The sequence below is a fragment of the Nocardia sp. NPDC052001 genome (assembly GCF_040680615.1).
In the GTDB taxonomy this organism is placed as follows: Bacteria; Actinomycetota; Actinomycetes; order Mycobacteriales; family Mycobacteriaceae; genus Nocardia.
The window spans coordinates 417789-437786 of record NZ_JBFAXC010000001.1; the positions used below are offsets into that span (position 1 = coordinate 417789).

Annotated in this window: 15 protein-coding genes; 10 read left to right on the top strand and 5 right to left on the bottom strand. The window is 67.6% G+C overall.

Annotated elements, in window-relative coordinates; all coding sequences use genetic code 11:
• Positions 1-60: 60 nt before the first annotated feature.
• The 9 genes from AB0L82_RS01960 to proB all read left to right on the top strand — a co-directional run bounded on the left by AB0L82_RS01960 (position 61) and on the right by proB (position 12805).
• The gene (locus AB0L82_RS01960) at positions 61-2754 is read left to right on the top strand and encodes a valine--tRNA ligase (RefSeq protein ID WP_364629559.1); all 2694 of its coding nucleotides are present in this window, start codon (positions 61-63) and stop codon (positions 2752-2754) included.
• Between the two features lie 65 nt (positions 2755-2819).
• The gene (locus AB0L82_RS01965; RefSeq protein ID WP_364632725.1) at positions 2820-4190 is read left to right on the top strand and encodes a folylpolyglutamate synthase/dihydrofolate synthase family protein; all 1371 of its coding nucleotides are present in this window, start codon (positions 2820-2822) and stop codon (positions 4188-4190) included.
• Positions 4187-4594: a DUF4233 domain-containing protein gene (locus AB0L82_RS01970; protein WP_364629561.1), complete on the top strand. Its 408-nt coding sequence runs from the start codon at positions 4187-4189 to the stop codon at positions 4592-4594. The genes AB0L82_RS01965 and AB0L82_RS01970 overlap by 4 nt, the downstream gene beginning before the upstream one ends.
• A gap of 60 nt (positions 4595-4654) precedes the next feature.
• Positions 4655-5071, top strand: coding sequence for a nucleoside-diphosphate kinase (gene ndk, locus AB0L82_RS01975; protein WP_364629563.1), 417 nt, complete (start codon positions 4655-4657; stop codon positions 5069-5071).
• Positions 5072-5480: 409 nt separating this feature from the next.
• Positions 5481-8819, top strand: a complete 3339-nt coding sequence (locus AB0L82_RS01980) for a translation initiation factor IF-2 N-terminal domain-containing protein (RefSeq protein WP_364629566.1) — start codon at positions 5481-5483, stop codon at positions 8817-8819.
• Between the two features lie 526 nt (positions 8820-9345).
• Positions 9346-9657, top strand: coding sequence for a 50S ribosomal protein L21 (gene rplU / locus AB0L82_RS01985; protein WP_067568881.1), 312 nt, complete (start codon positions 9346-9348; stop codon positions 9655-9657).
• A 40-nt stretch (positions 9658-9697) separates the two neighbouring features.
• Entirely contained in the window at positions 9698-9964 is a 267-nt protein-coding gene (rpmA, locus tag AB0L82_RS01990; protein ID WP_364629570.1) for a 50S ribosomal protein L27, read from the top strand.
• A gap of 157 nt (positions 9965-10121) precedes the next feature.
• Complete coding sequence (obgE, locus tag AB0L82_RS01995; RefSeq protein ID WP_364629572.1) at positions 10122-11573, top strand: GTPase ObgE; 1452 nt, start codon at positions 10122-10124, stop codon at positions 11571-11573.
• A gap of 131 nt (positions 11574-11704) precedes the next feature.
• The gene (gene proB, locus AB0L82_RS02000) at positions 11705-12805 is read left to right on the top strand and encodes a glutamate 5-kinase (RefSeq protein WP_364632727.1); all 1101 of its coding nucleotides are present in this window, start codon (positions 11705-11707) and stop codon (positions 12803-12805) included.
• A gap of 4 nt (positions 12806-12809) precedes the next feature.
• On the opposite strand, the gene AB0L82_RS02005 is transcribed toward proB, so the two are convergent.
• Positions 12810-14951: a DUF6585 family protein gene (locus AB0L82_RS02005; RefSeq protein WP_364629575.1), complete on the bottom strand. Its 2142-nt coding sequence runs from the start codon at positions 14949-14951 to the stop codon at positions 12810-12812.
• Between the two features lie 378 nt (positions 14952-15329).
• Here AB0L82_RS02005 and AB0L82_RS02010 point away from each other — a divergent pair, with 378 nt between their 5' ends.
• Entirely contained in the window at positions 15330-15854 is a 525-nt protein-coding gene (locus AB0L82_RS02010; protein ID WP_364629578.1) for a DUF4254 domain-containing protein, read from the top strand.
• 196 nt (positions 15855-16050) lie between these two features.
• Here AB0L82_RS02010 and AB0L82_RS02015 read toward each other — a convergent pair whose 3' ends face one another.
• From AB0L82_RS02015 to AB0L82_RS02030, 4 genes are read right to left on the bottom strand one after another with little or no spacing between them, the layout of a single operon-like run.
• Positions 16051-17148, bottom strand: a complete 1098-nt coding sequence (locus AB0L82_RS02015) for a methyltransferase (protein WP_364629581.1) — start codon at positions 17146-17148, stop codon at positions 16051-16053.
• 40 nt (positions 17149-17188) lie between these two features.
• Entirely contained in the window at positions 17189-17596 is a 408-nt protein-coding gene (locus AB0L82_RS02020; protein ID WP_364629584.1) for a hypothetical protein, read from the bottom strand.
• 5 nt (positions 17597-17601) lie between these two features.
• The gene (locus tag AB0L82_RS02025; protein WP_364629586.1) at positions 17602-19074 is read right to left on the bottom strand and encodes an MFS transporter; all 1473 of its coding nucleotides are present in this window, start codon (positions 19072-19074) and stop codon (positions 17602-17604) included.
• A gap of 45 nt (positions 19075-19119) precedes the next feature.
• A complete protein-coding gene (locus AB0L82_RS02030) occupies positions 19120-19962 on the bottom strand; it encodes an NAD(P)H-binding protein (RefSeq protein ID WP_364629589.1) in 843 nt (280 codons plus the stop codon).
• Positions 19963-19998: the final 36 nt, after the last annotated feature.

Here is a 19998-nt window from a genome sequence, read left to right on the forward strand (position 1 = left end):
GTCGGGACGCCACACAGCGGCGCTGTCAAGCCCTGCCGGGCCCTCAATTAGAATCGCACGGTGACCAGCACAGCCTCTGAGAACCCGCGTAATCGTGCCGATGCCCTCCCCAAAAGCTGGAACCCCAGTGAGGTAGAGGCCGACCTGTACGAGCGCTGGGTAGCCGCTGGTTACTTCTCCGCCGACGCGAACAGCGCCAAGCCCGCCTACTCGATCGTGCTGCCCCCGCCGAACGTGACCGGCACCCTGCACATGGGCCACGCCCTCGACCACACCCTGATGGACCTGCTCACCCGCCGCAAGCGCATGCAGGGCTATGAGGTGCTGTGGCTGCCGGGCATGGACCACGCCGGTATCGCCACCCAGTCCGTGGTGGAGAAGCAGCTCGCCGTCGACGGCAAGACCAAGGAAGACTTCGGCCGCGAACTCTTCATCGACAAGGTCTGGGATTGGAAGCGCGAATCCGGCGGCGCGATCCAGGGTCAGATGCGCCGCCTCGGTGACGGCGTCGACTGGAGTCGCGACCGCTTCACCATGGACGACGGGCTCTCCCGCGCCGTGCAGACCATCTTCAAACGCCTCTACGACGCTGGTCTGATCTACCGCGCCGAACGCCTGGTGAACTGGTCGCCGGTGCTCGAGACCGGTATCTCCGACCTCGAGGTCGACCACAAGGAGGTCGACGGCGAACTGGTGTCGCTGCGCTACGGCTCGCTCAACGACGATGAACCGCATGTGATCGTCGCCACCACCCGCGTGGAGACCATGCTCGGCGATACCGCGGTCGCGGTGCACCCGGATGACGAGCGGTACAGGGCGCTCATCGGCACCACCGTCTACCACCCCATTACCGGCCGCCAGATCCCGATCGTCGCCGACGATTACGTCGACCCCGAATTCGGTTCCGGCGCAGTCAAGATCACCCCCGCGCACGACCCCAATGACTTCGAGCTCGGCCTGCGGCACAACCTGCCCATGCCGACCATCATGGACAAGACCGGCAAGATCGCCGACAGCGGAACCGAATTCGACGGTATGGACCGCTTCGAGGCCCGGCTCAAGATCCGTGAACGCCTCGAGGCCGAGGGCCGCGTGGTCGGCCGCAAATACCCGTACAAGCATCAGGTCGGCCACTCCGAACGCTCCGGCGAACCCATCGAACCGCGCCTGTCCATGCAGTGGTGGGTCAAGGTCGAGGGCATCGCCAAGGCCGCCGGCGACGCCGTGCGCAACGGCGATGTGAAAATCCACCCGGCCAGCCAGGAACCGCGCTGGTTCGACTGGGTCGACAATATGCACGACTGGAACATCTCCCGGCAGCTGTGGTGGGGTCACCGCATCCCGATCTGGTACGGCCCCGCCGGTGAGATCGTCTGCGTCGGACCGGACGAGCAGGCCCCCGAGGGCTACGTGCAGGACCCGGACGTGCTCGACACCTGGTTCTCCTCGGGACTGTGGCCCTTCTCCACCATGGGCTGGCCGGACTCCACCGCCGAACTCGAGAAGTTCTATCCCACCAGCGTGCTCGTCACCGGCTACGACATCCTGTTCTTCTGGGTCGCCCGGATGATGATGTTCGGCATGTACGTCTCCGAGGACGAGGCGCTCACCACCGGCAAGCCCGCCGACCAGAAGCAGGTCCCCTTCCAGGACGTGTTCCTGCACGGCCTGGTCCGCGACGAACACGGCAAGAAGATGTCCAAGTCGCGCGGCAACGGCATCGACCCGCTGGACTGGATCGACGAATACGGCGCGGACGCAACCCGATTCACCCTCGCGCGCGGCGCACAGCCCGGCGGCGACCTGTCCGTCGGCACCTCGCACGTGACCGCCTCGCGCAGCTTCGTCACCAAACTGTTCAACGCCACCAAGTTCGCGCTCATGAACGGCGCGCAGCCGGGCGAACTGCCCGCCCGCGACACCCTCACCGATACCGACCGGTGGATCCTGGACCGCCTCGACGAGGTGCGCGCCGAAGTCGACGCCAGCTTCGACCGCTACGAATTCGGCAAGGCCTGCGAAGCGCTCTACCACTTCGCCTGGGACGAATTCTGCAGCTGGTACCTGGAATTGGCCAAGGTGCAGTTCGCCGAATCCGAGGAGCGCGCCGCCTCCACCCGCATCGTGCTCGGCAATGTGCTCGACGCGGTGCTGCGCCTGCTGCATCCGGCCATCCCGTTCGTGACCGAACAGCTGTGGCTCGCGCTCACCGGCGGCGAATCGGTGGTCGTGGCCAGCTGGCCGCAGGCCAGCGGCATTGCCGCGGACCAGGTTTCGGCCACCCGCGTCGCCGACGCACAGCGCCTCATCACCGAGATCCGCCGCTTCCGCAGCGATCAGGGCCTGTCCGACAGCCAGAAGGTCGCGGCCAAGCTCATCGGCCTGGACGGCGCGGATCTGCTGGCACAGCAGGCCGAGGTCACCAACCTGGCCCGCCTCACCGCGCCCGGCGACGATTTCGCCGCCACCGCCTCGGTCGAGGTGCGATTGAGCGGTGCCACCGTCACCGTCGAGATCGACACCTCCGGGACCGTCGACCTGGTGGCCGAGGCTCGCCGCCTCGAAAAGGATCTCGCCGCAGCACAGAAGGATCTGGCCACCACCACCGCCAAACTCGGCAACGAGGGCTTCCTGGCCAAGGCCCCGGACGATGTGGTCGCGAAGATCAAGGCGCGCAAGGAAATCGCCCAGTCCGAGGTCGAGCGCATCGGCGCACGGCTCACCGAGATCGCGAAATCGGGGGAGGGCAAGTGAACAGCGAGCCCGAACGCCAGTACGTCGAAGGCCCGATAACCACCTCCCCGGTGGACCTGGCCGAAATGGCGCTGGTCGAGGCCGAACTCGACAAGCGCTGGCCGGAAACCAAGATCGAGCCCTCGCTCACCCGCATCTCCACGCTGATGGATCTGCTGGGCTCACCGCAGCACGGTTATCCCGCAATCCATATCGCGGGCACCAACGGCAAGACCTCGGTCACCCGCATGATCGACGCCCTGCTCACCGCCCTGCACCGGCGCACCGGCCGCATCACCAGCCCGCACCTGCAACTGGCCACCGAACGCATCGCCATCGACAACGCGCCCATCCCGCCCGGGCGCTACGTCGAGCTGTACCGCGAACTGCTGCCGTACCTCGAGATGATCGACAAGCAGTCCGCGGCGGCGGGCGGTCCGGCCATGAGCAAGTTCGAGGTGCTCACCGGTATGGCCTATGCGGCCTTCGCCGAAGCGCCGGTGGACGTCGCGGTCGTCGAGACCGGAATGGGCGGCACCTGGGATGCCACCAATGTGATCGACGGACAGGTCGCGGTCATCACCCCGATCGGGTTGGACCACACCGACTTCCTGGGCCCGGACCTCACCTCCATCGCGGGGGAGAAGGCCGGAATCATCAAGAAGGCCCCCGCCGACGAACTGGTGCCGCGCGATACCGTCGCCGTCATCGCCGAACAGCAGCCCGAGGTCATGGAGGTGCTGCTGCGCCGCGCCGTCGAGATGGACGCTGCCGTCGCGCGTGAGGGTTCGGAATTCCGGTTGCTCGCGCGCCGCGTGGCCATCGGCGGTCAGGTGCTGGAGCTCCAGGGCCTCGGCGGCGTCTACGACGACATCTTCCTGCCGTTGCACGGTGAGCATCAGGCCAAGAACGCCGCGCTGGCACTGGCCGCGGTCGAGGCGTTCTTCGGTGCGGGCGCGTCCCGCCAGCTCGATATCGATGCCGTGCGAGCCGGATTCGCCTCGGTCGCCAGTCCGGGCCGGATGGAACGCATGCGCAGCGCGCCGACCATCTTCATCGACGCCGCGCACAATCCGCATGGCGCACAGGCACTCGCGGCAACGCTCACCAGCGAATTCGACTTCCGCAAACTGGTCGGCGTGGTCGCGGTGCTCGGCGATAAGGACGCGGGCGGCATCCTGGACGCGCTGGAACCGATCCTCGACGAAATCGTCGTCACCGAGAACGGTTCGCCCCGAGCCCTTCCCGTCGACGATCTGGCCAACCTCGCCGTGCAGCGCTTCGGCGATGAGCGGGTGGCCGTCGCGCACGATCTGCCCGACGCCATCGAAACCGCCATCGCCCTGGCCGAAGAGGGCGAGAGTGGCGAACTGGTCTCCGGAGCGGGCATCGTGGTCACCGGGTCGGTCGTCACCGCCGGATCGGCCCGTTCACTGTTCGGAAAGGATCCCGCATGAGCGACGTGGCGCCCGAGGGCGTGCCGGAGCCCAGCACCGACCCGTGGAAGGGCTTCCGGGGCGTCATGGCCGGAACCCTCGTCCTCGAGGCCATCACCGTCCTGCTCGCGCTACCCGTGGTCGGCGTGGTCGGCGGCGGCCTGAAATGGTGGTCCGTCCTCTACCTGGTCGGCCTCGCGGTGCTCATGTTCCTGGGCGCGGGCATACAGCGCCGCCCCTGGGCCATGTCCTTCAACCTGGCCACCCAGGCGGCCCTGCTCGCGGGCGGTTTCATCCACCTGTCGATCCTGATCATCGGCGTGGTCTTCGCCGCGGTCTGGCTCTTCATCCTCTTCCTGCGCGCCGATGTGCGAAAGCGAATCGCCGGGGGGTTGCTACCGAGCCAGCGCGTGTCCGGAGCCTGAATCCGGTCGCTTTTCCCGCATGAATTTTCTCCCTGGTAAAAGCCATATACCCTTTGCGGCGTGACTGAGCAGACTTTGGTACTCATCAAGCCCGACGGCGTGGCCCGCGGCCTGATCGGGGAGATCATCACCCGCATCGAGCGCAAGGGTCTGAAGATCGCGGCGCTGAAGCAGGTGATCGTCTCCGAGGAGATCGCCGTCGCGCACTACGCCGAGCACCGGGAGAAGCCGTTCTTCGGCTCGCTGATCGAATTCATCACCTCCGGCCCGGTCGTCGCGGCCGTGCTCGAAGGCCCGCGTGCCATCACCGCCTTCCGTCAGCTCGCCGGCGGCACCGATCCGGTCGAGAAGGCCGCCACCGGCAGCATCCGCGGCGACTACGCCTTGGAGACCCAGTACAACCTGGTGCACGGCTCGGACGCGCCCGAATCCGCCAAGCGGGAAATCGCGCTCTGGTTCCCCGAATTCACCCTCTGAACCGGTCCCGACTCCCGGGACTCTCGTGCGCCGCTGCGGGGGCAGCGGCGCAGTGTGGGATACTGGCATCGGAAGTGGTCCCTGCCCGCCATGTGCGGTGGGTGCTGGCCACCTCTGATTGACACCACGGCACGACGGACGATCATCGCTGCCGCCGACGGCTTCAAAGACTCGGTTGTCGGCTAGGCACGCTGGATGAACGCTCGTGACGTGGAGTTGAGCCAAACCACACCCAGGCGCCACGTGACCAGTTAGCCCGAACGACGAGATACAAGGTGATAACGGGCACGCGGCGCGCAGACCATTGATCTCGCGCCCGCAGGACGCGAGGCGAAGACAGTGTCCCCGCGTCGGCCGCGTCACTCTGTCACTCTTCGGAGGGACGCGCCCGGGGGCCCAAGGAGATTTCGTGGCCGAAAAAGAGCCGCACGAAGCAACACAGGTGAACGCCGACGGGGAGGCCGCGGACACCCACCCGGCCACCGAACAGTTGCCGGAACGGATCCGAGTGCACGCACTGGCGAAGCTGCTGGGAACCACCAGCAAACGTATCCTGGCCCACCTGACCGAGATGGGCGCGCAGGCGCGCAGCCCGCAATCGAGTCTGGACCGCACGGTCGCCGAAACCGTCCGCGACGCCTTCGGCCCGCGCTCGGTCGAACCGCCCGCCACCGTCGACGCCGCCATCATCGCCGGTGATGAGCTCGCCGCCGACGAACTGGCCGCCGAAGAGGTGGAAGCCGCCGAGGCCGCGATCTCCCAGCCCGAGATCGCCGAAACGGCCGCACCTACGCGCAAACGCGCCCCCAAACTTTTCACCAGCCCGTTCCAGCAGCCGGAACTGCCGGTCGACGAGCCGATCGTGTATCAGCCGTCCGCACCCGTGGCCGCGCCGCTCTTCCTGTCGCCGGATCTCGCCGCCGCCGAGGAAACCCGCCGCAAGATCCGGTCCGAGCGCAAGCCCAAGGCCGAGGACAAGCCGCGCGAGGAAGCCCCCCGCGCACAGCAGGCCCGCGAGGACGCCCCGCGCGAGGACAAGGTCCGCGCCGAGGACAAGACCCGGGTCGAGACCAAGGTCGCCGAGGAGAAGGCGTCCGAGGACACCGCCTCCGATGAGGGCGACGACGAGCAGGACTGGGAGGACGACGGCACCCGCCAGGAGCGCGGTGACGGCGCGTCCCGGCGTCGCCGTCGCGGTCGTCGCGGTCGCGGCCGGGGTCGCGGCGAACAGCATCCCGATGACGAGAACGGTGAGATCGATCCCGAGATCGAGGATCAGATCCGCGCGGACGCCGAGGCCGAAGCCGAGGATTCCGAGGACGACGCCGATGATTCGGCCGTGCCCGAGGGTTCGAGCAGCCGTCGTCGCCGTCGCCGTCGTCGCCGCAAGGGTGGCGAGGACACCGATAACGAGCCCGAGGTGGCGGAGGACGATCCGCCGAACACCGTCGTGCATGAGCGCGAGCCGCGCAGCAAGCGCCGCGCCGCCGCGAAGGAGAGCAACCCGGACGAGGTCCAGGGCATCAGCGGTTCGACGCGGCTCGAGGCCAAGCGTCAGCGTCGCCGGGACGGTCGTGAGGCCGGTCGCCGTCGCCCGCCGATCCTGACCGAATCCGAATTCCTGGCCCGCCGCGAATCGGTGGACCGGGTAATGGTGGTGCGCGACAAGCACTTCCCCGATCACCCGACCTCGACCACGCAGGTGGCGGTGCTCGAGGACGGCGTCCTGGTCGAGCACTTCGTGACCAGTACCGGTTCCGCGTCCATGGTGGGCAATGTCTACCTGGGCAAGGTGCAGAACGTGCTGCCGTCCATGGAGGCCGCGTTCGTCGATATCGGTCGCGGCCGCAATGGCGTGCTGTACGCGGGCGAGGTGAATTGGGAGGCCGCCGGCCTCGGCGGTCGCGAGCGCAAGATCGAGCAGGCGCTCAAACCCGGTGACACCGTACTGGTGCAGGTCTCCAAGGATCCGGTGGGCCATAAGGGCGCTCGCCTGACCACGCAGATCAGTCTGGCCGGTCGCTTCCTGGTGTACGTGCCGGGCGGCACCTCCACCGGTATCTCGCGCAAGCTGCCCGATACCGAGCGCAAGCGGCTCAAGGAGATCCTGCGCGATATCGTCCCGCAGGACGCCGGTGTCATCATTCGCACCGCGTCCGAGGGTGTCAGCGAGCCCGAGCTGGCGCGCGATGTGGAGCGGCTGCAGCAGACCTGGCGCACCATCGAAGAGCAGTCCAAGGGCGGCTCCGGCACGCCCAAGACGCTGTACGAAGAGCCCGACCTGTTGGTCAAGGTGGTTCGCGATCTGTTCAACGAGGACTTCTCCAAGTTGATCATCGAGGGTGAGCGCGCCTGGACCACGGTGGAGAACTACGTTCGCACCGTCGCCCCGGATCTGCTTGTCCGCGTGGAGAAGTACGAGCATCAGAATGTCGACGTGTTCGGCAGTCTGCGCATCGACGAGCAGTTGGCCAAGGCCCTGGATCGCAAGGTGTGGCTGCCCTCGGGCGGCACCCTGGTGATCGACCGCACCGAGGCCATGACCGTGGTCGACGTCAACACCGGCAAGTTCACCGGTGCGGGCGGCTCGAACCTGGAAGAGACCGTCACCCGCAACAACCTGGAGGCGGCCGAGGAGATCGTGCGCCAGATGCGGTTGCGCGATATCGGCGGCATGATCGTCGTCGACTTCATCGATATGGTCCTCGAGTCGAATCGGGATCTGGTGCTGCGCAGGCTGACCGAGGCGCTCGGCCGCGATCGCACGCGTCATCAGGTCTCCGAGGTCACCTCGCTGGGCCTGGTCCAGATGACCCGAAAGAAGCTGGGCACCGGTCTGGTCGAGGCGTTCTCCACCACCTGTGAGCACTGCCACGGCCGCGGCCTGATCGTGCACAACTACCCGGTCGAATCGGCTCCGGCCGAGGAGGGCGTGGGTCGTCGCGAGGGTTCGCGCCGCCGCCGCAAGGACCGCGGCAACGCCGCGCCCGAGGCTCCGGCCGTTGTCGAGGCCGCCCCGGTGGTCGTCGAGGAGCCGCGCGAGAACAAGGAGAAGGCCGCCGCCAAGCGGGCTCATCCGGTCGCGCTCGCCATGGCCGCGCACCACGACGATGATCTGCATCACGCCGAGGGTCACGACGACGAACAGCACGATGTCGCCGATGAGGTCGCCTACGCGCAGCAGGCGCTGGCCGATGCCGCGGTAGCGGGTGCGGAAGCGGTCGCCGCCGCCAATGCCGGGGCGAGCACCGCTGATGAGACCGCTACGGCGAAGGCGTCGACGAACGGCACCGCGCATTCGGCCGATACCGCTTCGCACGCAATCGAATCCGAGGTGCTGACCTCCGCCGCGGACGCGGTGGTGGAGGAGGAGGCCATCGAGGCCGCCGCCGAAGCCGCCGTACTGGTGGAGCAGGCCCAGGCCGCCGAGTCCACGCCGACCCCGGATCCGGTTGTCGCCGAGCCGAAGCCGGCCGTCGAGCCGAAGCTGGCGGTCGCCGCGCCGGAGGTGACCGAGAAGGTTTCGGCAGAGCCCGGTCGCCGGGCCGGACGCCGCCGGGTGGCGCGTGCGGTCACCGCTCCCGCCTCCGCCAGTGAGGGCGCGGTATTCGTGCTCTCCAGCGCGGATCAGTCGCAGACGCCGAGCCTGTCCCTCGCGGATCTGACGCCGGTGGAGGTGACGCCGCGGGCCCGCCCGCGCCGTCGTGCCGCCGGACGCCCCGCGGGCGCCCCGGAGGGCGAGAACTGATCGTCCGGTTCGACAAGGTCGAATAGTCGTGGCCCCGCCGTTCCGATGGCGGGGCCACGATTGAACTCCGGGCGGCTACTTCTTCGAGGATCGCGCGCCGATATAGGTGCTGGCGATGACCATGAGCGCGAAGATCAGGGCGATGATCACCGCGGCGATCGGCCAGTTCATGATGTCCTCCAATATGGGAAATACCGTGCTGAGCTGTGGTTCCCACGATATTCGCCCGGTGCCGGAATCTCCGGAGCCGTAGGTCCCGCATGTCCTGGTCCGAGGTCCCCGGTCGCGGTGACCCCGGTTTGGAGGGGCTGAGCATGTCCTGTACTCTTGGACAGTCGCTGCCCCCGGCGACAGTGCTCTGCTGTGCAGCATGATTCAGCAAATGCGCTGTGTGTACGAGGGTCCGGTTCAAATGTGAACCACAGGCCCGAGGCGGCGGTGAATACCAGACCAGTCATTCGGCGGTTTCCGGTGCAAAGCCGGAGGATCAGCCGTGTAGTACTACAGGAAGAAGGGCAGCCGACCGATGGCAACGTACGCAATCGTCAAGACCGGCGGAAAGCAGTACAAGGTCGCGGTTGGTGACCTGGTGAAGGTCGAGAAGATCGAGGGTCTGCCGGGCACTTCCGTGTCGCTGGCGCCGGTGCTGCTGGTTGATGGCGCCGAGCTGACCACCGATGCTGACAAGCTGGCGAAGGTCTCCGTGTCCGCCGAGGTCGTCGAACAGACCAAGGGCCCGAAGATCCGCATCCACAAGTTCAAGAACAAGACCGGCTACCACAAGCGTCAGGGCCACCGTCAGAAGCTGACGGTCCTGAAGGTCACCGGCATCAAGTAATCCGACTTGGGGTTCGTCACCCCGGCACGAGGAGTTTGAAATGGCACATAAGAAGGGTGCATCCAGCTCGCGCAATGGTCGCGATTCGAATGCCCAGCGGCTCGGCGTCAAGCGTTTCGGCGGCCAGGTCGTCAAGTCCGGTGAGATCCTGGTTCGCCAGCGCGGCACGCACTTCCACCCCGGTGTGAATGTCGGCCGTGGCGGCGACGACACCCTGTTCGCCCTGGCGGCGGGCGCGGTGCAGTTCGGCACCAAGCGTGGTCGCAAGACCATCAACATCGTGGTTCCGGAGCCGGTGTCGGCCTGACGCCGTCACGGAGCTAATCCACACGCACTTCGCGACGCGGGTCAGGGTTGAAATAGCCCTGGCCCGTTTTGCTGTTTTTACGTAGTTCGCTCATGACACGTGCCGATCCGGCCGTGCGATCGCAAGACGACTGTCCTGAAGGAGGATGATCACCGATATGTCCAAATTCATCGACCGTGTCGTACTGCACGTGCGTGCGGGCAAGGGTGGGCACGGCTGTTCCTCGGTGCGCCGGGAGAAGTTCATGCCGTTGGGTGGACCCGATGGCGGTAACGGCGGCAATGGCGGGGATGTGATCCTCGAGGTCGACGGCAATGTGCACACCCTGCTGGACTTCCACTTCCACCCGCATGCCAAGGGCGGCAACGGCAAACCGGGCGAGGGCAATGACCGCAGCGGTAAGCGCGGCGAGGGCCTGCTGCTGAAGGTGCCGGACGGCACCGTCGTGATGAGCACCGACGGTGAGATCCTGGCCGATATGGTCGGCGTCGGCACCCAGTTCATCGCCGCGCGCGGTGGCCGCGGCGGGCTCGGCAATGCCGCGCTGGTGTCCAAGGCGCGCAAGGCCCCCGGTTTCGCGCTGCTCGGCGAGGAGGGCCAGGAGCGTGAGCTGATCCTGGAGCTCAAGTCGGTGGCGGATGTGGGCCTGGTGGGCTTCCCGTCGGCCGGTAAGTCCTCACTGGTGTCGGTGCTGTCCGCGGCCAAGCCGAAGATCGCCGATTACCCGTTCACCACGCTGGTGCCGAATCTCGGTGTGGTGCTCGCGGGTGAGACGAGTTTCACGGTCGCCGATGTGCCGGGTCTGATCCCGGGCGCGAGCGAGGGCCGCGGTCTGGGCCTGGACTTCCTGCGGCATCTGGAGCGCTGCGCCGTGCTGGCGCATGTGGTCGATTGCGCGACCCTGGATCCGGGTCGCGATCCGATCTCCGATATCGACGCGCTCGAGGCCGAGCTCGCCGCGTACCAGCCCGCGCTCAAGGGCGATGAGGGATTGGGCGATCTGGCGGACCGGCCGCGCGTCGTCATTCTCAACAAGGCCGACGTCCCCGATGCCGCCGAGCTGGCGGAGATGGTGACCCCGGAGCTGAAGAAGCGCGGCTGGCCGGTGTTCACCATCTCGGCGGTGAGCCGGGAAGGCTTGCGGCCGTTGACCTTCGCGCTCGCGGACCTGATCAAGGAATACCGCGACGCGCATCCCAAGGCCGAGGCCAAGCGCGCGATCATTCGCCCGGTTGTCAAGGGCGACAGCGGTTTCAAGGTTATTCGCGATCCCGAGGTCGAGGGCGGCTTCATCGTCAGCGGTGAGCGGCCGGAGCGCTGGGTGGCGCAGACCCAATTCGACAACGAGGAGGCCGTGGGTTACCTGGCCGACCGCCTGGCGCGCCTCGGTGTCGAGGAGGAGCTGGTCAAGCTGGGCGCCGAACCGGGCGCACCGGTGACCATCGGCGATTTCTACTTCGACTGGGAGCCGCAGATCTCCGCCGGCGTGGAGACCATGATGACCCGTCGTGGCGCCGACCCGCGCCTGGATCAGACCGAGCGCATCGGCGCGGCCGAGCGCAAGCACGCCTCGCGGGCGCGCCGCGGCCTGATCGACGACGAGGGCTAGCAGTAACCGCCCGCACCGGGATTCGCGCGAATACCGGTGCGGGTGATAGGGATTCGAAGCGGCGGTACCGTACCGCGGGCGAATTGAGGTGTGGTGCAGTGAGTTCGAGTATCACGCGGGCCGAGTCCGAGCTGAGCGAAGCGCGGCGGGCGATCGCGACGGCGCGCAGCGTGGTCGTCAAGATCGGTTCCTCGGCGCTGACCAGTCTCGCGGGCGGTCTGGAGACCGAGCGGCTGGACCGGCTGGCCGATGCCGTCGAGGCGCGGATGCGGGCCGGTTCCGATGTGGTCGTGGTGTCGTCCGGGGCCATCGGCGCGGGTATCGCGCCGCTCGGATTGTCCAAGCGGCCCAAGGATCTGGCCACCAAGCAGGCCGCCGCGAGTGTGGGCCAGCTGGCCCTGGCGCACGCCTGGGGCACCTCGTTCGCGCGCTATGACCGCGTGGTCGGCCAGGTGCTGCTCAGCGCGGGCGATTTCGGCCGCCGCGAACATCATCGCAATGCCCAGCGCACCCTGGATCGGCTGCGCTCCCTGCACGCCATCGCCGTCGTGAACGAAAACGACACCGTCGCAACGGAAGAGATCCGTTTCGGTGATAACGACCGGCTCGCCGCGCTGGTGGCGCACCTGGTCGGCGCGGACGCCCTCATCCTGCTATCGGATGTGGACGGTCTCTACGACGGCGACCCTCGCAAGGGTTCCGCCAATTTCATTCCCGAGGTTCGCAGCAGTGCCGATCTGGATGGCGTAATCGCCGGTAGCGGAGGCGCTTTGGGCACCGGTGGCATGGCCTCGAAGCTGGAAGCCGCGCGGCTGGCCGCCGATGCCGGAGTGCCGGTGTTGCTGGCCGCCGCATCCGATGCCGCCGCCGCGCTGTCCGGCGCGACCGTGGGCACCGCTTTCGCCGCCCGCCCGGTCCGCCTCTCGGCTCGTAAGTTCTGGGTCCGCCATGCCGCCGACAGCCGGGGCGCGGTGCATATCGACGCGGGCGCGGTACAGGCCGTCGCCGAACGCCGCCGCTCCCTGCTCGCCGCCGGAATCACCAAGGTGGCCGGGCGTTTTCACGGCGGCGATGTGATCGACCTGATCTCCCCGGACGGCGCGGTCGTCGCCCGCGGGGTAGCCGCCTTTGACAGCGATGAACTCGAATCCATGAAGGGCCGCTCCACCGGCGACCTCCCCGAGAACTCACAGCGCCCCGTCGTGCACGCCGACGACCTGGTCAAGGTCTGACCGTTCAGCGTGCCCGGGTGCGCAGGCGCTCGGCGAGTTCGAGGAAGACGAAGACGTTCGGGATGGCGTTCGCCGCGACCTTGGTGAGCGAGAGCCATTCCCCGGCGACGCGAATCGCTATGTAGCCCTTGTCGACTCGGATCTCCTGCACCTCACCCCAGGGCACCGAGCGGTTATGCGCGCGAATCGCGCCGTGGCTCAGGGTTATCGAGCCGAACTCCAGGGATTTCCCGGTTTCGGCGGCGGCGAGGGCGAGCGGCAATTGCGCGGCCGTCACCCGCCGCCGGATCTCCGGTCCCCAGTGCTCGGCTCCGGCGAATCGATCCGTGATGAGGTAGTCGGCCCCGGACGGATCGGTCAACTGATAGCGGTAGGTCCAGGACACGCCGGTCTCGGAGCCGTACATGCGGTGCGAGACGCGGGTGATGTCCTCGATCACCGATACTGTCTCCCAACGGAATACGTGCGTCCGCCCGCCGCTCTGCACCACCGCGCCGTGCTCGAACAGGCTCAGCTGCGCATCCCGGAATTGCGATCCGGTGCTCTGACTGCCCGCGTACTTCACCCGTGCCGCGGTGTGTTTGGGCGAACTGATGAACTGCCGCAGCCATACCAGCCCGGCGACGCCGAGGAACAGTATCGCGACCGCGAGCGCACTGCCCGCGCCGTCGGTGATGAAGCTGGCGGTGACGATCACGCCGAGAATGGCGAGCGGAATACCGTAGATCCACGCGCGCGAACCCCCGAACCAGCGGTGTGGATGAGTCGAGACGTGTTGCCCGAGGCCATGTTTCGCAGCGGCATCGATTATGAGCGGAGAAGGTTCGTCGCGCTGCCGCCCGCCCGATCCCGCCGCCCCGGACCGCTGCCGCGCCTCGGTCGACGCGTGCGCTGTTTGTGACCCGTCATCGTGCGGGGCGGACGCCTGTCGTTGGTCGTCGCGTGGGGTGGATGCCCGTGGTGCCTCGGCCTGCGGGGTGGCTGTAGGTGTGTCGTTGGCCGGGGTGAACGTGCTTGTGCCGGTCGGGTTTCCGATACCGCTCAATGGGACGTCCAGGAGGTGTTGGTCGCCGATGGCACCGGTGAGTACCCCGGTCAGTAGCGCCGCGCCGATGGCCGCGGACTCGTCCGGATGCATGCCCCGGTAGGGTTCGCCGCCGAGTTCAGTCATCAGCGCGCTGAAGGCGGGCATGCGGCTGGCTCCACCGACCGGTATCACCCGGTTCACCTCGCGCATCGAGAGTCCGGCGTCGGCAAGCGCTTTCGCGATTATCGCCCGGCAGCGGTCGAGCAGGTCCGTGGTGAGTTCGACGAAGTCCGCGCGGGTGATGTTCTCGGAGAGGAACATCGGATCTCCGCCGCCGTCGGTGGCGATATGGGGCAGGTTCACGGTGCTGGTCGCGGCGCTGGAAAGCTCGATCTTGGCCTGCTCGGCGGCTACTCGAAGGCGCTGTAGCGCAGGTGGATTCACGCTCAGGTCGACGCCGGTACGGGCGTGGAACCGCGGCGTGATGGAGTCCGCCAGGCGCTGATCCCAGTCATTGCCGCCGAGCGTGTTGTCCCCGCCTGTCGACCGCACCGAGGTAACGCCATCGCCGATCTCGCACAGCGCGACGCTGAACGTACCCGCGCCGAGGTCCACCACGAGTGCGATCTCCCTGTCGGGCCGGGTGTGCGCCGCGTAGGCGAGGGCGGTCAGGCTGGTTTCGCCGACCAGCCGCAGCGCTCGCAACCCCGCGAGTTCGCAGGCTTCGAGGGTGGCGCGGCGTTCGGTCTCGCCGAGGTGGGCGGGTACGGCCAGCACCACATCGGTGAATTCCTCGCCGAGCGCGGCCTGGGCGTCGCGTTTGAGTTTGCGCAGTACGCAGGCGGTGATCTGGGGTGCGGTGTAGGTCTTTCCGTGGTCGGTGAAGGTCCAGTCGGTGCCCAGGTGCCGTCGCACCTCGGAGGCGGTCTGTTCGGGATGCTGGATGGCTCGGTCGCGGGCCTTCCGTCCGACGATGACCGAACCGTCGTCATTGAAGCCGACGACGGACGGGGTGTACTGCGCCCCCTGGGCATTGGCGAGGATGCGGGGCCGCCCGTTCTCCAATACGCAGACAATCGATTTCGAGGTCCCCAGATCGATCCCCACCACGCGCGTCATCACTACCCCCTGTGCGGCGGGAGGTTCCGCGGCTCCCGCCGATGTTCGTGTGCGAAAGCGACTGTGCCACAGATCCGGAATCGTCGACAATGGGGCAGGTAGCGGCGATTTTCACCGACCGGTCGGTCCCATATACCGCATTTCCGTGCGTGTCGGCACGGCGCGGCGAGCGAGGGGCATCGGAAGGCCATGGAAAGGGCAGTGGGCGGGCGAGCTTTTCCGCGCATCCTGGAAGTTGCACCCGGTGCCGCATCGTAGATGTGCCCTTCGTCGATAGCGGTTGCCTGGATCCGGCGCGGTCCGCCCTTGCCGCGCCGGGCTCGCGGTCCGGCGACCGCCCGCGGCGCCGGGTGCGCCCGCACCGCCGTGGAGGTAGGTATGTACATACCGCAACCGGACGACACGCAGTTGTCGTGGGCGAGTGGCCGTGACAATGTCCTCGCTCGCCGTGACGACGGCTTCGCGCATCGTCCCCTACTGCCCGACTGGCATGAGCTGCTGGCCGCCTTCTGCGGCCATATCGGTGACCAGTCCGATGATCATCCGGTGACCCGCTGGGCCCGTGGCCTGGCCGAACTGCATTTGGAACGCAATGCCGAACGCGGCGATCCGGGTGCGCCGGATCCGAGCGGCATCGACGAACGCCGTGCGCAGACGGTCACTTTCATCGATGAGTGGGTGACCAGGCGGGCGCGCCGCCGGGAACCGCGCGGCGAATCCCTCGGATCCCTCATCGACGCGATGGCGGCCGCGCATGTGCGTGCGGTGCATCTGCTCAAGACGGTGGACCGGGTATCGGACCAGCAGGTGCACGCGGCCTGGTACGACCTGGCGGAGATGGCCGCCGGGTGGACGGACCGGGCGGCGAATGTGCTGGGCGCACAGGAACGAAGATCGGCGTAGCGCGCTTGATTGAGCCGCGTGATGCGGGGTAGTGCGTGGAAGACTCCCGGTGGCAATTGGGTGCGCCGGGGTTGGGATGCGAAGTCGCGGTGTTGGAATGCTCTGGTGCGGCGGTTGTCCGAGCGATCCGGTGCTATGACGCGCAGCCCTGCCAGCGGTGATCGGCGCAAGGGGGCCGATCACCGCCGGGGGAGGATCAGCGTGCCGGGCGCGCTTCCAGGACGCAGTCCGGGGCGGCGGTGTGCACGGTGCGGGTGAGGATGAAACCGCTGCGGGCCAGCAGATTCCGGAATTCGGCTGCGGTGCGCTCCCGGCCGGTCGCGTTGACCAGCATCTCCAGGTCGATGAATTTTCCGGCATGCGGCCGCTGATGTTCGGACAGCACGATCTCGATGACGAGCAGGCAGGCGTCGGGTTCCATGGCGGCGCGCACGGTGCGCAGAATGCGTTCGGCCTCGTCATCGGACCAGTCGTGGATGATGTGTTTGAGAATGTAGGCGTCCCCGCCCTTGGGCACCGCTTCGAAGAACGAACCCTGCTTCACTGAAAGTCGTTCCGCCAGTCCGAGTTTCGCCACCTGTGCGGGTAATTCCGCGACTACCTCGGGCAGATCGAAGATGATGCCGCGCGCGGCGTCGGTGCGGCGCAGGATATCGGTGAGCAGACTGCCCTGTCCCGCGCCGATATCCACGAGCGTTCCGAATCGCCCGAAATCGTATGCGGCGAACAGTGGTTCGGCGGACAGTGTGCTGATGCTGGTCATGGCCCGGTCGAACATATCCCCGATATCGCGGTGCGCGGCGGCGTATTCGAAGAACGGCATCCCGTCCAGCGCCGGTCCGACCGACTGTCCGGTGCGCACCGCGTCCGCCAGATGCGTCCAGTGATTGCGGTGGAAATCCGATCCGAAGAACAGGATCACATCGCGCAGCGTGACGTCGGCGTCACTGCGCAGCGCCTGTGACATCCCATTGAGCGCGTAGGAACCATTGCGCCGCTGGCTGAAGATATCGAAGCTGATCAGCAACCGCATGAGCCGCCGCAACCCGTCCTCGGACACCCCGAGTGCGCGGGCCAGTTCATCCGGTTGCCGCGGTCCGTCGGCGAGCGCGTCGGCGACCCCGAGCGCGGCGGCCGCGTGGATGCCCTGGGTGAGGAATCCGGTCATCTGCAGTTCGAGTAGTGCGATATGCCCGGGAACCAGCCGCCGGTGCAATGCGGCCAGCCCGTCGCGAAACCAGCCGAGGGCGCGTACCAGGGGGAGCGGCGGAACTGATGCGGAACTGGATGTCATGGTGGACTCCAACCGTTTTCAGGCAGCGGATGCGTCGAGCCTACCGCCGGGCTTCGAGATTCTCGGTCATGCGTTCGAGCACGGAGACCGCGGTGCGATATTCGTCGTCGGTGACGCCGGCGAGGGAGACCTCACGGAAGGTGTCGATACTCGCGCCTACCTTGACCAGTCGTTCCCGGCCGTCATCGGTGAGCGCGAGCCGCTCGGCGGCCGGGCGGGCGACCCAGCCGTCGGTGAGCAGCAGGGTGATGGCGGTGTCCAGGTCGGCGGCTTCGGCATTGGCGACCAGGATGGTGTGCACCTCGTCGTCCGCCACGTCCTTGCCGTCGCGGACGACATTGAGGACCTGCCAGGCGAGCCGGGTGAGGCCGAATTCGGCCAGGGTGCCGTTCATGTAGTGGGTGATGGCGCGATCGGTGCGATTGAGCCAGTAGCCGATGGGCTTCATGGGAATCATTGTCCTTCGGTGATTTCGGCGGCGGCGTGTTTCGGCAGCAGCCGGTAGACCAGGCAGCAGGTCAGGGTGAGGGCGGCGATGACCAGCAGGCTGGTCGGCGCGCCGCCCGAGGTGTGGAAGTAGACGGTGGTGACCGCGGCCGCGCCGATGCTGTTGGCGAGCTGCTGGACCGCCGACAGTGTGCCGCTGGCACTGCCGGATTCGACGGGATCGATATCGCCGAGGGTTACCCGGAAGATGGTGCCGAAACACGCGCCGAGGCCGAGGCCGGTGAGCAGGATGGGTGCGATGAGCGCCCAGCCCGAGAGCGCCGCGCCGTAGTGGTGGGTGAGCGCGTAGAGGGTGAGACTGCCGGTCAGCGTGAGTAGCAGGCCGATGAGCACGAGGGTTCGGCCCAGGCGTTCGAGTAGTTGATGGGTGGCGATGGAGGCCACGATAATGCCGACGGCGAGCGGGGCCAGGGCGATCGCGGCCTGAGTCGGTGTGCGGCGCAACACATCCTGCAGGAACAGCGAGAGCACGTACAGCAGGCCGGAGGTGGCGGCGAAGTAGATCAGGCCGAGCAGCAGCCCCGAGGTGAAGCCGCGATTGCGCAGTAGCGAGGGTTCGATGAGCGGTGCGGCGGCATGCCGCTGGCGCAGGCAGAACCCGGCGAAGAAGGTGAGTCCGGCGATGAGCGCGAGGATGGGGCGGGCGGTCCAGCCATTGGCCGGGCCGTCTATGAGGCCGTAGAGCACACCGAGCATGGCGGCGGCGAGCAGTGCGGAGCCGAGTCCGTCGACGGTGACCCGGCGATCACCGGTGTCCCGGGGCAGCAGCCGGACCGCGAGGCCGGTGGCCAGGCCGCCGAGCCCGATATTGATCAGGAACATCGAACGCCAGCCGAGTTCGAAAAGGTCTGCGTCGATGAGGAATCCGGCGAGGATGGGGCCGCAGATGGCGGACAGTCCCAGGGCCGGGGCGAAGACGCCGAACGCCTTGCCCAGTTCGTCGCGGGGGAAGATGGCGCCCAGAATTCCGAAGCCCTGCGGGATGAGCAGTGCGCCGAAAGCGCCTTGGAGCAGGCGGAAGACAATGATGGCGGCCGGGCCGAAGGTGAGTCCGCAGGCCACCGAGGCGACGGTGAAGCCGACTATGCCGATGAGGAACAGCCGGCGGCGGCCGAATTTATCGCCGAGCCGCCCGCCGACCACCAGCAGCACGCCCATGGCGAGTGCGTAAGCGGCGCCGAGCCATTGGATCAGCGCGTCACCGCCGCCGAGATCGGCGGCGATGGTGGGGGCGGCGATGGTGGTGATGGTGGAATCGAGCAGATCGAGGATCTCGGCGAAGAGGATGACCGCGAGGACGGCCCAGCGGGCGCGAATCTCCGTGCGGGGGACCGGTGGTACGGCGGCGGGTGCCACGGGCTCGGCGGTGGCGGGCGCGGGTTGTGCCGCGGTGGGCGAGGGTTGTGCCGGGGAGGACATGAAATGCCTTGGGGGAATCGGGATCTCAATGGCTCGAGACCGGAATCAGTTGGAAGAGAAAGCGGCCGCGTGCTCGCGCACCCACTGGGGGAAGGTGCGGGCGGGGGTGCCGAGCAGGGACTGGGTGGTGTCGCCGAGGGGCTCGGGGCGCTCGGTCACCGAGGCCCAGAAGGTCAGCAGGGAATCGACCAGTTCGGCGGGCATCTGCCGGCTGAGTTGAGCGCGGGCGGCGTCGGGGGTGATCTCGACGATCGGGATATCGCGGCCGAGCACCTCGGCGATGGCGGCGATCTGAGCGCGGAAGGTGAGCGCCTGTGCGCCGGTGACATGGTATGTGCCGCCGCGCAATTCATGCCCGGTGAGGGCGGCGAAGGCGATATCGGCGATGTCATCGGTATGGATGGGCACGATGGCGGCATCGGCGTAGGCGTGCTCGATGGGCAGGCCATTGCTGATGAACCAGGCCCAGCCGAGCGCATTGCTGGCGAAGGCGCCCGGGCGCAGCACGGTGGTGGTGATATCGGAGGCGGAGAGCGCCCGCTCGACATCGAGGTGATGCGCGCCGAGGGAATCATCGGCGGCGGTGGGGCTCAGCACCGCGGACGAGGACACCAGCACGATGTGTTCGACACCGGCGGCGCGGGCCGCGGTGATGAAGGCGTCGATACCGGCGGGCTCGGCGTAGAGCAGCACCTGGGTGATGCCGGCGAGCGCGGCGTCGAAGGTTTCGGGGGCGTTGAGCCGGAGTTCGGCGACGTCCACTCCGGCGGGGACGGTCAAGGCGCTCGGAGCGGCGCTGGCGGCGCGGACGGGCAGTCCGGCGGTGTGCAGTTTGGCGATGAGCGACTGGCCGATCTTGCCGCGAGCGCCGGTGACGAGGGTGGTCATGGGATTCTCCATCGGGCTGGTGTTCTGTGTTTGTGT

Excerpts from the sequence above, each read along its gene's own strand:
- AB0L82_RS02030 (WP_364629589.1), bottom strand. The coding sequence starts at position 19,962 with ATGACCACCCTCGTCACCGGCGCTCGCGGCAAGATCGGCCAGTCGCTC.
- AB0L82_RS01965 (WP_364632725.1), top strand. The coding sequence starts at position 2,820 with ATGGCGCTGGTCGAGGCCGAACTCGACAAGCGCTGGCCGGAAACCAAG.
- rplU (WP_067568881.1), top strand. The coding sequence starts at position 9,346 with ATGGCAACGTACGCAATCGTCAAGACCGGCGGAAAGCAGTACAAGGTC.
- AB0L82_RS02015 (WP_364629581.1), bottom strand. The coding sequence starts at position 17,148 with ATGACATCCAGTTCCGCATCAGTTCCGCCGCTCCCCCTGGTACGCGCC.
- AB0L82_RS02005 (WP_364629575.1), bottom strand. The coding sequence starts at position 14,951 with ATGACGCGCGTGGTGGGGATCGATCTGGGGACCTCGAAATCGATTGTC.
- AB0L82_RS02025 (WP_364629586.1), bottom strand. The coding sequence starts at position 19,074 with ATGTCCTCCCCGGCACAACCCTCGCCCACCGCGGCACAACCCGCGCCC.
- obgE (WP_364629572.1), top strand. The coding sequence starts at position 10,122 with ATGTCCAAATTCATCGACCGTGTCGTACTGCACGTGCGTGCGGGCAAG.
- AB0L82_RS02020 (WP_364629584.1), bottom strand. The coding sequence starts at position 17,596 with ATGAAGCCCATCGGCTACTGGCTCAATCGCACCGATCGCGCCATCACC.
- rpmA (WP_364629570.1), top strand. The coding sequence starts at position 9,698 with ATGGCACATAAGAAGGGTGCATCCAGCTCGCGCAATGGTCGCGATTCG.
- AB0L82_RS01970 (WP_364629561.1), top strand. The coding sequence starts at position 4,187 with ATGAGCGACGTGGCGCCCGAGGGCGTGCCGGAGCCCAGCACCGACCCG.
- AB0L82_RS02010 (WP_364629578.1), top strand. The coding sequence starts at position 15,330 with ATGTACATACCGCAACCGGACGACACGCAGTTGTCGTGGGCGAGTGGC.